This window comes from Pseudomonas sp. MF7453, from assembly GCF_016405455.1.
Taxonomy (GTDB): Bacteria; Pseudomonadota; Gammaproteobacteria; order Pseudomonadales; family Pseudomonadaceae; genus Aquipseudomonas; species Aquipseudomonas paralactis.
Map to the genome: position 1 here is coordinate 12,516 of NZ_JAEKCN010000023.1, position 12,798 is coordinate 25,313.

Sequence of the window (12,798 nt, forward strand, 5' to 3'; positions counted from 1 at the left end):
TTGAAACCCGGATCGCTAAACCCGATCGCTGATGTGCAGCGACTCAGGGAGGCTAGTGATCCAAACGCTACAGCGCAATAGGGCGGAGATTCTCTAGGAAACGTCCTGCAATTTAAAGGGAATTATCGCTGATGGCACTTTAATCCGCGAACTGCATCGGCCGCGCTTCCCTATCAATGACGTCAGATTCTATACCGTCCCCCCTTGGATGTGATCAAGAGGGCAATCCGTTTCAGTTTTCTTAAGTCTGTTCGGTATGCATTTAATATAAAAGCGGATGACCTGACTTTCTATTGGGGTGTAAATGTGTTGTTGGTTTTTGTTTTATTCTATATGTGATCTTTTCTGTGTATCATAGTTTTGGCGTAGGCTATGTTTGGATTTTTTTCTTGATCTTCTTTCTCTCTGATGCAGAATACAAAAGAGAATATTGCGGATCTTGTGATTTGGAGGAGTTGCTCAAGGTGTTCTATAAATTCTGATTCGCTAATCATAATTATTTTTTCGTTCATTTTGTATGATCCATAAACGTCACTTGGTGTTTCTTGTTCATGGATTACGACAAACTTGTGCTCTAGATCGTTTCTCCATTGTTTGAAAAAGGCGAGTTCACCATCTTTACGTTCATTTAGATCTGTAGCTAAGCTGTATAAGGCAAGAAGGCCTGGAGTTTTTATGCTTTCGAATATTTCTCTTCTTCCTCCTTGATCAAGTTGCCAAAATCCTTGGAAGTAGATGATTCCATTGGAAGGGTGAACTTTATAGAGGTCGCAAATTGCTGCAGCTATTTTGTCAAGTATTCCGAAGCAAAGTCTAAAAGAAGTTCGCAGTTTTTCTATGTTTAGTCCTAATAATTCATCATTGAATAATTCGGAGTAGCAAGATTCATGCGCGCTTTCCTCGTCAGTTTTTTCATAAAAATAGTCGTAAAAGAAACGCCTTGCTAAAGAAAATTCGGACTTTAATCGGTTAAGGACCATTTCCATGGCGGGGACAGAACTCCCACTGACTCCTGATTCAGTAGGGATTGTAAGGTTGTCTCGTGCACTTCCTGAGCAAGCGCAATAGAGTCCATGCTCTGATAAGGATAAATGCTTTGTTAGAATCATTTTTCTGAAATGGCTGAGGTTTTCAAATTCTTTTAATGTTTCGTTCACTTCTGTTTCGTGATCGACTAAATCAATATCTGCTTCGGCATAGGTATTTAAAATTTGCGCTTCAAGTTGTGTAATGTGAAGTTGATATTGCTCACGCCATGTCGGAGGAATTTCTTGTGATAAAATGACTTTTTCGTAGCCATTTTTAATCTCATGCATCATTTTTAGCGAAAAAGATCCTGAAACCTGATTGAGGATTTTTAGTGTTTCAGATCGGTTGATCCAAGCTTGTGGAATGTCTAAGTTGAGCTGGTTTACTTTGTCATAAAAATATAATGATTCACTGATTCGAAATTGTCGCTTCAGTATGTTTGCAAGATTGACTAGTGTTTCGGGTGGTGTTGGGGTGCGGTTTTTTTTGTTGTGTTTTATAGACTTCCATAGCAGGGATTTTATTTCTATTAGCTGCTCTATTGATTTGAATGTGTGCTTGAATGGATTGCTTTCTTTAATGAGGTTTGTTTTTGCGTTGCTTAGGTTGTAGTAGTACTCTCCCTCTCCTAGTATTTCTATGAATGTAGTTTTGTTTTTTTCAATTAAATGTAGTCCGATTTCTGCAGATTGCTCGTTGTCCGCCATTCCACCGATGTCGATGAATAATCCTGAAATGTTGAGTAGAAAAATACCTCTAAGCTCGACGTTATCCATGCTTTGAATTTCTTCAAGTAGAGCCACTCCTCCAGAAAAAGCCTCTGTAAAATTTCCTAAGTCGACAAGCTTTGTTAGGTTGATGAGTTTATCGTTTAGCTGTCTTGCATTCATGTAATGGATCTCCGGTAACCTTGCATGTATTTTTGGAGGGCACGCAGAGCTTTGGAAACGTTGCGTCAGTGAGGTAAGGAAGAATAATTTTTCGCGTGACCTAGCGAATTTTCTTATGGCGTCCTTTCATACACTTGCCGCACGAGAATTTAGCGCTACACAGATTGCAAAAACCACTGTTATCAATTATGTCAGGAGGCCAGTATGTAACGCCTTTACTCCTGATAGGCATTCAGTCTATAAACCGTAAGTGTCGCGTTTTACCAAGTAATAACGGGTGGTTTAGCTCCGTCACCTCCCTGATGTAATCCCACAACAACGTAATCCGCTTCAACTTCCTCAAATCCTCCCGGCAATACATCCAGAACTGTCGCGTAATCGCAATCTGCTCTCCCAGCACCGGCAACAAGCGCGGGTCCTGCGCGGCCAGAAAGCACGGCAATATCGCCATCGACCGGCCTTGCTGCGCCGCCACGTACTGGGCGATCACGCTGGTACTGCGCAAACTCGCGCTGGCGCCGGGCACGACGTTGGCCAGGTACAGCAACTCCGAGCTGAACGCCAGGTCATCCACGTAGCTGATAAACGGATGCTCGGCCAAATCCGCAGGCTTGCGGATCGGCGGGTGTTGGTCGAGGTAGTCCTGGGTGGCGTAGAGCTGGAGTTTGTAGTCGCACAGTTTGCAACACACATATGGCCCGTGTTCCGGGCGTTCCAGGGCGATGACGATGTCGGCTTCGCGCTTGGACAGGCTGATGAAGTGGGGCAGGGGCAGGATGTCCACCGAGATCGCGGGATAAGTGTCGACGAAATGGCTCAGTTGCGGGGTGATAAAGAAGCTGCCGAAACCTTCGGTACAGCCCATGCGCACATGCCCGGACAGTGCCACGCCCGAGCCGGAGACTTGCTCGCAGGCCATGTGCAGCGTGCTTTCGATGGATTCGGCGTAGCCGAGCAAACGCTGGCCTTCGGTAGTGAGCACGAAGCCGTTGGTCCGGGATTTTTCGAACAGCAGCGTACCAAGGGACACTTCCAGTGAACTGATGCGCCGCGACACGGTGGTGTAGTCTACCGCCAGGCGCTTGGCGGCCACGCTGGCCTTGCGGGTGCGGGCTACTTCGAGGAAAAACTTCAGGTCATCCCAGTTCAGGGCGCCCAGGGAGGTGATGTTTTTTTGCATATTGGACCGGCTTTTATGTGCGTTCTTATTAGAGATTTGCACATCTATACTCCAAAAACAGTCCGAACGCCTCATTCTTCAAGGCGATTCAACGCCTTGGTTCTCTGCATAACTACAAGATTCTGGAGACCACATGAACGCATCTGCCGATATTTCCGTGCAACAGGTCAAGTTGCTGATCAACGGCGAGTGGGTCGAGTCCAAAACCACCGAGTGGCAAGACATCGTCAACCCGGCCACCCAGCAGGTGCTGGCCAAAGTCCCGTTCGCCACTGCCGATGAAGTCAACGCTGCCATTGACGCTGCCCATCGCGCCTTCCAGACCTGGAAGCTGACGCCGATCGGTGCGCGGATGCGCATCATGCTCAAGCTGCAAGCCCTGATCCGTGAACATTCCAAGCGTATCGCCGTGGTCCTCAGCGCCGAGCAGGGCAAGACCATTGCCGATGCCGAGGGCGATATTTTCCGTGGCCTGGAAGTGGTCGAACACGCCTGTTCCATCGGCACCCTGCAAATGGGCGAATTCGCCGAAAACGTTGCCGGTGGCGTGGACACCTACACCCTGCGCCAGCCTATCGGTGTGTGCGCCGGCATCACCCCGTTCAACTTCCCGGCGATGATTCCGCTGTGGATGTTCCCGATGGCGATTGCCTGCGGTAATACCTTCGTACTCAAGCCTTCCGAGCAAGACCCGTTGTCGACCATGCTGCTGGTGGAACTGGCGCTGGAAGCCGGCGTACCGGCGGGCGTGCTCAACGTGGTGCACGGCGGCAAGAGCGTGGTGGATGCACTGTGCACCCACAAAGACATCAAGGCGGTGTCCTTCGTCGGCTCGACGGCTGTGGGCACCCATGTCTACGACCTGGCCGGCAAGCACGGCAAACGCGTGCAATCGATGATGGGCGCCAAGAACCACGCGGTGGTGCTGCCGGATGCCAATCGCGAGCACACCCTCAATGCCCTGGTCGGTGCCGGTTTCGGCGCGGCGGGCCAGCGTTGCATGGCCACTTCGGTGGTGGTGCTGGTGGGCGCGTCCAAGCAATGGCTGCCGGACCTCAAGGCCCTGGCGCAAAAACTTAAGGTCAATGCCGGCAGCGAAGCCGGCACGGACGTTGGCCCGGTGATCTCCAAGCGCGCCAAGGCACGTATCCTTGAGCTGATCGAAAGCGGCGTGAAAGAAGGCGCCAAGCTGGAGCTGGACGGCCGCGACATTCAGGTGCCGGGTTTTGAGCAAGGCAACTTTGTCGGCCCGACGCTGTTCTCGGGCGTAACGACTGACATGCGCATCTACACCGAAGAAATCTTCGGCCCGGTGCTGGTGGTGCTGGAAGTCGATACCCTCGATGAAGCCATCGCGCTGGTCAACGCCAACCCGTTCGGCAACGGCACGGGCCTGTTCACCCAGAGCGGTGCGGCGGCGCGTAAATTCCAGAGCGAAATCGATGTGGGCCAGGTCGGCATCAACATCCCGATTCCGGTGCCAGTGCCGTTCTTCAGTTTCACCGGCTCCCGTGGTTCCAAGCTCGGCGACCTCGGCCCGTACGGCAAGCAAGTGGTGCAGTTCTACACCCAGACCAAAACCGTCACCAGCCGCTGGTTTGATGACGACACGGTCAACGATGGCGTCAACACCACCATCAACCTGCGCTGAACCCGGGAGACGACCATGAAAATTGCATTTATCGGCCTAGGCAACATGGGCGCGCCCATGGCCCGCAACCTGATCAAGGCTGGGCACGCGCTTAACCTGTTCGACCTGAACCAGGCCGTACTCAAGGAGCTAGCCGGACTGGGCGGCACCATCAGCAGCTCGCCGCGTGATGCGGCCCAGGGCGCCGAACTGGTGATTACCATGCTGCCGGCCGCCGCCCACGTGCGCAGCGTGTGGCTCAATGACGACGGCGTGCTCGCGGGCATCGGCAAAGGCATCCCAGCGGTGGATTGCAGCACCATCGATCCGCAAACCATCCGTGATGTCGCGGCAGCGGCGGCGAAACAAGGTGTGGCCGTGGCCGATGCACCGGTCTCCGGTGGCACCGGCGGTGCCCAGGCCGGGACGCTGACCTTTATGGTCGGCGCCAACCCGGAACTGTTCGCCACCCTGCAACCGGTGCTGGCGCAGATGGGCCGCAATATCGTGCACTGCGGCGATGTCGGCACCGGGCAAATCGCCAAGATCTGCAACAACCTGCTGCTGGGTATCAGCATGGTCGGTGTCAGCGAAGCCATGGCCCTGGGCGATGCGCTCGGCATTGATACGCAAGTGCTGGCCGGGATCATCAACAGCTCCACCGGGCGCTGCTGGAGTTCCGATACCTACAACCCTTGGCCGGGTGTGATCGAAACCGCGCCATCATCGCGTGGCTATACCGGTGGTTTTGGTGCCGACCTGATGCTCAAGGATTTGGGCCTGGCCACCGAAGCCGCACGCCAGGTGCACCAGCCGGTGATCCTCGGCGCAGTGGCCCAGCAGCTGTATCAATCGATGAGCCAGCGTGGGGAAGGGGGCAAGGACTTCTCGGCGATCATCAACAGCTATCGCAAGCTGTAGGAGCGAGCTTGCTCGCGAAAAATGTGAGAGCAACGCGTTCATCCTGGATGAGCGCGTTTTCGTTGGCGATCTTCGCGAGCAAGCTCGCTCCTACAGGGACGGGGATGGGTCAGGCAAACACAAAATACTTACGCACCGTCTCGACCACTTCCCACGTCCCCTTCATTCCCGGTTCCACCACAAAGATATCCCCAGCCCGCAGGTGGATCGGCTCCATGCCTTCAGGCGTGATCACGCAGTAGCCTTCCTGGAAATGGCAGTATTCCCACTTCACGTATTCCACGTACCACTTGCCCGGCGTGCAGATCCAGGTGCCCATGATTTTGCTTCCGTCTTCGCTGGTGTAGGCGTTGAGGTTGACGGTGTGGGGGTCGCCTTCGAGCTTTTCCCATTTGCAGGCATCCAGGACCGGCAGTGGGTGGGTGTCGCGCAGTACGGTGATGGGCTTGGTCATGATGACTCCGAGGCAGGGAAGGGAAAGCTCAACCCTAAGGCCTCGGGCGTTGCGCCAGTGGTCTGAACTCGACATTGGGATGCCCAGAAGCGCAGTCACCTGAACACCGCAGTCCCCTGTGGGAGCCGGGCTTGCCCGCGATGACGCTGGCACAACAAGCATCTCCATTGCCTGACACTCCGCTATCGCGGGCAAGCCCGGCTCCCACAGGAGGTCTTGGTGTATCTGAGCGACAGATCTGTGCATCAAACCGCTGTTTCCTCGCAGTAACTGCGAAAGAATTCGCGCTTGGCGCCAGAATTCGCAAGAAAATTCAGAGCTGGCCCTCGTATCATTCACCCCAGTACCCAGTGAGAGCCTCGCAATGAACCCAATAAAAACGTGGTGGGATATCAGCCCGCCCTTGAGCACGGAGACCCCGACCTGGCCGGGCGATACGCCGTTTCAGGAGGAGCGCGTGTGGCAGTTCGGCCCGCAGTGCCCGGTGAATGTGGGGCGCGTCACCCTGTCGCCGCACACCGGTGCCCATGTGGATGCGCCGCTGCACTACAGCGCCGATGGCGCACCCATTGGCGAAGTTTCCCTGGATGTGTACATGGGCCCGTGCCGGGTATTGCATTGCCTGGGCAGCGGCGCATTGGTGCAGCCCCATCAGTTGCAAGGACGTGTGGATAACCTGCCGGAGCGCGTGCTGCTGCGCACTTATCCACAAGCGCCACTCACTCAATGGGATTCGAACTTCACCGCCATCGCCCCGCAAACCATTGAGCTGCTCGCCGGTCTCGGTGTGCGTCTGATCGGTATCGATACGCCGTCCCTGGACCCGCAACAATCCAAGACCATGGATTCCCACAACGCCGTGGCGCGCCATGGCATGGCGATCCTCGAAGGCATCGTGCTCGATGACGTGCCGGAGGGCGACTACGAACTGATCGCACTGCCGCTGCGTTTTGCCAACCTGGACGCGAGCCCGGTGCGCGCCATTCTCCGCCCGCTCAAGGAGCCCACGCGATGAGCCAATGTCCTTTCTCAGCTGATTACCAACCGCCGGAAGAATGGCATAACGCCGAGCTGAATTTTTCCGAGTCCATGAGCTATGGCGATTACCTGGACCTGGGCAAAGTCCTCAGCGCCCAGCACCCGCTGTCGCCGGACCACAACGAAATGCTCTTCATCATCCAGCACCAGACCTCTGAGCTGTGGATGAAACTGATGCTGCATGAACTCAAGGCCGCCCGGGAACATGTGCGCCTGGGTGAGCTGCCACCAGCGTTCAAGATGCTGGCGCGGGTGTCGCGGATCTTCGATCAACTGGTGCACGCCTGGGCCGTGCTGGCGACCATGACGCCGTCGGAATACAAGGCGATTCGCCCGTTCCTGGGGCAGTCGTCGGGGTTCCAGTCGTTTCAGTACCGCGAGATCGAATTTATCCTCGGCAACAAAAGCCCCGCGTTGCTGCGGCCCCATGCCCATCGCCCGGAGTTGCTGCAGCAATTGCAGGTAGCGATTGCCACGCCGTCGCTGTATGACGAGGCGGTGAACCTGATGATCAAGGCAGGGCTGGCGATTGACCCTCAGCGCGCCGAACGCGACCCGACGGCGGCCACTGTGCATGATGACTCTGTGGAGGCGGCGTGGCGTGAGGTGTATCGCGACCCGAATCGCTACTGGGACTTGTATCAATTGGCCGAGAAGTTTATCGACCTGGAAGATTCGTTCCGCCAGTGGCGCTTCCGACATGTCACCACGGTGGAGCGCATCATCGGCTTCCAACCGGGCACCGGCGGCACCGAGGGCGTGGGCTATTTGCGCAAGATGCTCGATACGGTGTTGTTCCCTGAACTCTGGCGAGTACGTTCCACCCTCTAAACAAAAAAGCCCCGGATCTCCGGGGCTTTTTTCTAGGTGAAATACAGTCAATTGTGGGAGCTGGCTTGCCTGCGATTACGGTGTATCAGTCGGCTCATCCATTGGCTGACACGCCGCAATCGCGGGCAAGCCCGGCTCCCACAGGGGTTACTGGGTTACGGCAACCTTCCCGTTTCTGATCCGAAACCGATAGGCGATGTAGATAATTCCCACCCACACCGGCATCGCATACACCGACTCGCGAATCCCCGGAATCGCCAGCATCACCCCGATGATCATCACCATGAACGCCAGGCACAGGTAGTTGCTGAACGGGAACCAGAAGGTCTTGAACGACGGCGTCACGCCTTGCTCGCCCATGGCCTTGCGGAACTTGATATGGGTCAGGCTGATCAGCGCCCAGTTGATCATCAGCGACGCGACCACCAGGGCAAACAGCAACTCCAGAGCACTGTGCGGCGCGACGTAGTTGACCACCACGCACAGCATCGTCACCAACGCCGAAATCGCCAACGCCCGCAGCGGCACGCCTTGCTTGTTGAGCTTCATCAGTGCCTTGGGCGCGTCACCTTGCTCGGCCAGGCCGAACAACATGCGGCTGTTGCAGTACACCCCGCTGTTGTACACCGACAACGCCGCGGTCAGCACCACGAAGTTGAGAATGTGGGCGGCGGTGTCGTTGCCGATCAACGAGAAGATCTGCACAAACGGGCTGCCGCTGTAGGCATCGCCCGACGCGCCGAGGGTTTGCAGCAGTTGGTCCCACGGGTACAGCGACAACAGCACGGTCAGCGCACCGACATAGAAAATCAGAATGCGGTACACCACCTGATTGATCGCTTTGGGGATGACCTTGCGCGGTTCGCTGGCCTCGGCGGCGGTGATGCCGACCAGTTCCAGGCCGCCGAACGAGAACATGATGAAGGCCATCGACATCAACAGCCCCATGCCGCCATTGGGGAAGAACCCACCGTGGCTCCACAGGTTGCTGACCGAGGCTTGCGGGCCGCCGGTGCCGCTGAACAGCAGGTAGCAGCCGAGCACGATCATGCCGACAATCGCCACCACCTTGATGATCGCAAACCAGAACTCGGCTTCACCGAAGAACTTCACGTTCAGGGTGTTGATCAGGTTCACCGCAACAAAGAACACCAGCGCGCTGACCCAGGTTGGAATCTCCGGCCACCAGAACTGGATGTACTTGCCCACGGCCGTCAGTTCGGCCATGCCCACCAGCACGTAGAGCACCCAGTAGTTCCAGCCCGCCAGGAAGCCCGCGTAACCGCCCCAGTATTTATGTGCGAAGTGGCTGAAGGACCCGGCCACCGGCTCTTCGACGATCATCTCGCCGAGCTGGCGCATGATCAGGAACGCGATAAACCCGGCCACCGCATAGCCCAGGATCATCGACGGCCCCGCCGACTTGAGTACCCCGGCCGAGCCGAGGAACAAGCCTGTACCAATCGCACCTCCCAAGGCGATCAGCTGAATGTGCCGGTTCTTCAGGCCTCGCTTGAGGCCCACCGGGTTAACCATGTCATCCGCCATTAACATTCCCTTCTACTTGTTTTTCTCAAGGGTGATTGCACGCCGCATCGGCCCCTCAGAACTGCTGAGGGTCAGATATTACTCTGCGTAAACTTTTCGTAATACAGCTGAACGCCATCAAGTGCCTGATCCGCCAGCCATTGTTGGATGGATTCGACCATCGGAGGGGGGCCGCACACGTACATATCCGCCGATCTGTCCCGCAATTCGGCCAGGTCGAAATGTTCGGTCAGGTAGCCGCGTTTGCCAGTCCACTCGGCTGAGGCGTCGCTCAGTACTTCGGTGTAGCGAAAGTTAGGGATTTTCGCCGCGTAGGCGTGGATACGCGCCGCTTCACATAAATCTTCGGCGCCGCGCACGCCGTAATACAGATGCACAGGTTGCGTGCAGCCGTTGACGGCCAGCTCATCAAGCATACCCAGCAGCGCCGACAACCCGGTGCCGCCCGCCACCAGTACCAGCGGTTGGGTGACGTGCCGCAGATAAAACGCCCCCAAGGGCGCCTCCATCAGCACTTCATCACCTACCTGGCAGCGTTCACGCAGGTAGTTGCTCATGACTCCATCGGGCAGCAGGCGGACCAGAAACTGCAATTGACTGCCCGGCCGGTTGGCGAAGGAATAGGAGCGCCAACTATCGGTGCCGGGCACCGACAGACGTGCGTATTGGCCCGGCAAAAAATCCAGTGGCTGGTCCAGTTGCAGCTGCAAAATGGCGGTGCTGGTCGACACCTGCTGCACCGCGCTCACCGTGCCGCGTACCTGCGCGGGTCCTGGGGCGTTGCACAGGCTCGAATCAAAGTCGAAATAAAAGGTGGCGTCGGACTTCACCCGGGTCTGGCAACTGAGCATCTTGCGCTGTTGCAGATCGAGGCTGGAGAGCGCTTCTTCGTCGACATAGTCCTGGGTGTAATCACCGGATTCGCAGCGCCCCTGGCAGGTGCCGCACACGCCTTCGCGGCAATCGAGCGGGATCTTGATGCCGTTGCGCAGGGCTGCATCCAACAGGATTTCATGGGCGCCCACCGGGAAGAACAGGGTCTTGCCATCGGCAAAACTGAAGGCCACTTTGTGATTCATTCACATAACTCCGTGAATAGGTATGAACCCCTTGTAGGAGCGAGCTTGCTCGCGAAGAACGTCAACGATGACGCGGGACATCCTGAATGAACGCGGCGTACTTACGTTTTTCGCGAGCAAGCTCGCTCCTACAGGGGAATGCGGCACCATTACAGGTGATAGAAATCCAGCACCGAGTTGATGGTGTCGTTGAGCAGCAGGGCGTGCTTGCGCGTGATCAGCCAGCTGTCGCCCTCGGGCTTGAGGCGATAGGTTGCATGCCCATAGAACTGCTCGGAAGTAGCCAGCCGATAAAACAGCGTGTGCCAGTTCAAGCGCACCTCCAAGGTGCCGTCACTTTGTTCGGCAATGCGCACGTTGTTGATCAGGTGCAAGGTGCGCGGCATCGGCGTGGCAGAGGCGGCTTTGCCGGTGCGAAGGCGGAACACGCGGTCTTCCAGGCCCGAGCGGTTGGCGTAGTAGATCAACGACATTTCGCGCTTGGGGTCTTGGGTGTAGACGTGTTCGGAGTCCCATTGCGGCAGGTGGAATTCACTCTGCGGGTCAAATAGCTCCACGTAGGCGTCCCAGTCCTGGGCGTCGCACAGTTCGGATTTACGGTAGAAAAACTGCTCGATCTGGTACTGCAATTGCGCATTCATCACTTCACCTCCCGCAGTGTCAGCGCTTGTCGGTCCAGGCCCTTGAGCAGGAACTGCTGCCAGTTGCGATGCTGGTTGACGTACAAACCTTCGTGGGTGAACTCGGTGCCGGTCATGGCTGGTTGAATGCCGATGGCTTCACTGTTGGGCGTGGGTCCGGTCTCCCAGCGGTGGCTGCCCCGTGATATATCGCTCCAGCGTTCCAGGCGGCCCTGGAAACCGCGCTGGGCTTCGCGAAACTCCACCAGGTCGTCCGGCGTACCCATGCCCGAGACGTTGAAGAAGTCTTCGAACTGGCGAATCCGGTTTTCGCGATCAGCGTCGGACTCGCCCTTAACCCCCAGGCACTGGCTGATGATCTCCGTCTTGTTCCAGGCCACCGGGCGGATGATGCGCAACTGCGAGCTGATCTGGTCGAGGAAAAACAGGCTGGGGTAGATGTTCAGGTTGCGCAGGCGGTGCATCATCCACTCGGCCTTCTGCTGGCCGTGCTCTTGTACCAGGCGCGGCATGATGGTGGCGTAGCCGGAACGCACGCTGGGGTTGGGCATGTCGCTGAACAACACACTGTGGCCGTTATTGAAGGCGAACCAGCCGTCATCGGTATTCGCGTCGCCGGCGCCGAGCTTGCTGTAGTCCAGCGTCGTGCTGGAACCTGCGCCGTTCTCGGTGTTGACCTGCTGGCGATGCTGCACGGTGGCCACGTAGTTGTAGTGCACGGTGCTGACGTGATAACCGTCCAGGCCGTTTTCGTTTTGCAGCTTCCAGTTGCCGTCGTAGGTATAGGCCGACTTGCCCGGCAGCACTTCCAGCTCACCGGTGGCCGATTGCGCCACCATCATGTCGAAGAACACTTTGGCATCGCCCAGGAAATCTTCCAGGCTGTTGGTGCCGTTCACGTCCAGGCTGATAAACACAAAGCCCTTGTAGCTTTCGATGCGGGCCTTTTTCAGGCCGCGGGTGGCCTTGTCGAAACTCTCCGGGTATTCCCCCGGCGCCTTGACCTTCACCAGCCGACCATCGCTTTTGTAGCACCAGGCGTGGAACGGGCAGGTGAAGGTGGACTGGTTGCCCTTGCCCACGCGGGTGAGGGTAGTGCCGCGGTGCTGGCAGGCATTGATCAGCGCGTTGAGCCGGCCTTCGCCGTCGCGGGTGATGATCATCGGCTGGCGCCCGGCGCGCATCGTCACGAAGTCGTGGTTATTGGCCAGTTCGCTTTCATGGCAAGCATAGATCCAGTTTTTTTCGAAGATCAGCTCCATCTCCAGGTCGAACAGCTCGGGCTCGGTGAACATGTCGCGGGCGATGCGGAACACTTCATCTGCCGGGCGAAAGTCCAGGCAGTTTTCGATAAAGGTTTTCCACTGCTCGACGGTTCTTGCACCACTCATGGGAGGCACCTTTTGATAATGGCTAAACGGGTAAACCATTAAGGCGCTGCGAAGGGCCGGTGGGCTATCCGATTAATGGGGCAAGATGGGCCGCAAAGTTGGGCAGCAAATACCCAACCCGGTGCGGCACGGTGACGCAATGGGCTACTGTCATTGCAGGTGATGG

Annotated in this window: 11 protein-coding genes; 4 read left to right on the forward strand and 7 right to left on the reverse strand. The window is 56.6% G+C overall.

Features of this window, described 5'->3' with window-relative positions:
* Positions 1 to 329: 329 nt before the first annotated feature.
* Positions 330 to 1,919, reverse strand: a complete 1,590-nt coding sequence (locus tag JFT63_RS26235; RefSeq protein ID WP_198845072.1) for an LA2681 family HEPN domain-containing protein — start codon at positions 1,917 to 1,919, stop codon at positions 330 to 332.
* 232 nt (positions 1,920 to 2,151) lie between these two features.
* Positions 2,152 to 3,099, reverse strand: a complete 948-nt coding sequence (locus JFT63_RS26240; protein WP_198845073.1) for a LysR family transcriptional regulator — start codon at positions 3,097 to 3,099, stop codon at positions 2,152 to 2,154.
* Between the two features lie 133 nt (positions 3,100 to 3,232).
* Here JFT63_RS26240 and JFT63_RS26245 point away from each other — a divergent pair, with 133 nt between their 5' ends.
* Both JFT63_RS26245 and mmsB read left to right on the forward strand, forming a co-directional pair.
* Positions 3,233 to 4,750 carry a CoA-acylating methylmalonate-semialdehyde dehydrogenase gene (locus tag JFT63_RS26245; RefSeq protein WP_198845074.1) on the forward strand — a complete coding sequence of 506 codons (1,518 nt, stop codon included), beginning with the start codon at positions 3,233 to 3,235 and terminating at the stop codon, positions 4,748 to 4,750.
* 15 nt (positions 4,751 to 4,765) lie between these two features.
* Complete coding sequence (mmsB, locus tag JFT63_RS26250; protein ID WP_198845075.1) at positions 4,766 to 5,650, forward strand: 3-hydroxyisobutyrate dehydrogenase; 885 nt, start codon at positions 4,766 to 4,768, stop codon at positions 5,648 to 5,650.
* A 109-nt stretch (positions 5,651 to 5,759) separates the two neighbouring features.
* Here the strand turns inward: mmsB and JFT63_RS26255 are convergent, their stop codons facing one another.
* Positions 5,760 to 6,104: a cupin domain-containing protein gene (locus JFT63_RS26255; RefSeq protein WP_019817873.1), complete on the reverse strand. Its 345-nt coding sequence runs from the start codon at positions 6,102 to 6,104 to the stop codon at positions 5,760 to 5,762.
* A 364-nt stretch (positions 6,105 to 6,468) separates the two neighbouring features.
* Between JFT63_RS26255 and kynB the strand changes: the two genes are divergently transcribed.
* On the forward strand, positions 6,469 to 7,119 hold the full coding sequence (gene kynB, locus JFT63_RS26260) for an arylformamidase (RefSeq protein WP_198845076.1): 651 nt from the start codon (positions 6,469 to 6,471) through the stop codon (positions 7,117 to 7,119).
* On the forward strand, positions 7,116 to 7,973 hold the full coding sequence (gene kynA / locus JFT63_RS26265) for a tryptophan 2,3-dioxygenase (RefSeq protein WP_198845077.1): 858 nt from the start codon (positions 7,116 to 7,118) through the stop codon (positions 7,971 to 7,973). Before kynB ends, kynA begins: the two co-directional genes overlap by 4 nt.
* Positions 7,974 to 8,120: 147 nt before the next feature.
* On the opposite strand, the gene JFT63_RS26270 is transcribed toward kynA, so the two are convergent.
* From JFT63_RS26270 to antA, 4 genes are all read right to left on the reverse strand, one after another.
* Positions 8,121 to 9,521, reverse strand: coding sequence for an amino acid permease (locus JFT63_RS26270; RefSeq protein WP_005791366.1), 1,401 nt, complete (start codon positions 9,519 to 9,521; stop codon positions 8,121 to 8,123).
* A 71-nt stretch (positions 9,522 to 9,592) separates the two neighbouring features.
* Positions 9,593 to 10,600 (reverse strand): anthranilate 1,2-dioxygenase electron transfer component AntC, encoded by a 1,008-nt coding sequence (antC, locus tag JFT63_RS26275; RefSeq protein ID WP_198845078.1) that lies wholly within the window; start codon positions 10,598 to 10,600, stop codon positions 9,593 to 9,595.
* A 149-nt stretch (positions 10,601 to 10,749) separates the two neighbouring features.
* Entirely contained in the window at positions 10,750 to 11,241 is a 492-nt protein-coding gene (gene antB, locus JFT63_RS26280; RefSeq protein ID WP_198845079.1) for an anthranilate 1,2-dioxygenase small subunit, read from the reverse strand.
* Positions 11,241 to 12,632, reverse strand: a complete 1,392-nt coding sequence (gene antA / locus JFT63_RS26285) for an anthranilate 1,2-dioxygenase large subunit (protein WP_198845080.1) — start codon at positions 12,630 to 12,632, stop codon at positions 11,241 to 11,243. Before antA ends, antB begins: the two co-directional genes overlap by 1 nt.
* Positions 12,633 to 12,798: the final 166 nt, after the last annotated feature.

Coding starts and splice junctions, on each gene's coding strand:
- JFT63_RS26235 (WP_198845072.1), bottom strand. CDS start 1,919: ATGAATGCAAGACAGCTAAACGATAAACTCATCAACCTAACAAAGCTT.
- JFT63_RS26240 (WP_198845073.1), bottom strand. CDS start 3,099: ATGCAAAAAAACATCACCTCCCTGGGCGCCCTGAACTGGGATGACCTG.
- JFT63_RS26245 (WP_198845074.1), top strand. CDS start 3,233: ATGAACGCATCTGCCGATATTTCCGTGCAACAGGTCAAGTTGCTGATC.
- mmsB (WP_198845075.1), top strand. CDS start 4,766: ATGAAAATTGCATTTATCGGCCTAGGCAACATGGGCGCGCCCATGGCC.
- JFT63_RS26255 (WP_019817873.1), bottom strand. CDS start 6,104: ATGACCAAGCCCATCACCGTACTGCGCGACACCCACCCACTGCCGGTC.
- kynB (WP_198845076.1), top strand. CDS start 6,469: ATGAACCCAATAAAAACGTGGTGGGATATCAGCCCGCCCTTGAGCACG.
- kynA (WP_198845077.1), top strand. CDS start 7,116: ATGAGCCAATGTCCTTTCTCAGCTGATTACCAACCGCCGGAAGAATGG.
- JFT63_RS26270 (WP_005791366.1), bottom strand. CDS start 9,521: ATGGCGGATGACATGGTTAACCCGGTGGGCCTCAAGCGAGGCCTGAAG.
- antC (WP_198845078.1), bottom strand. CDS start 10,600: ATGAATCACAAAGTGGCCTTCAGTTTTGCCGATGGCAAGACCCTGTTC.
- antB (WP_198845079.1), bottom strand. CDS start 11,241: ATGAATGCGCAATTGCAGTACCAGATCGAGCAGTTTTTCTACCGTAAA.
- antA (WP_198845080.1), bottom strand. CDS start 12,632: ATGAGTGGTGCAAGAACCGTCGAGCAGTGGAAAACCTTTATCGAAAAC.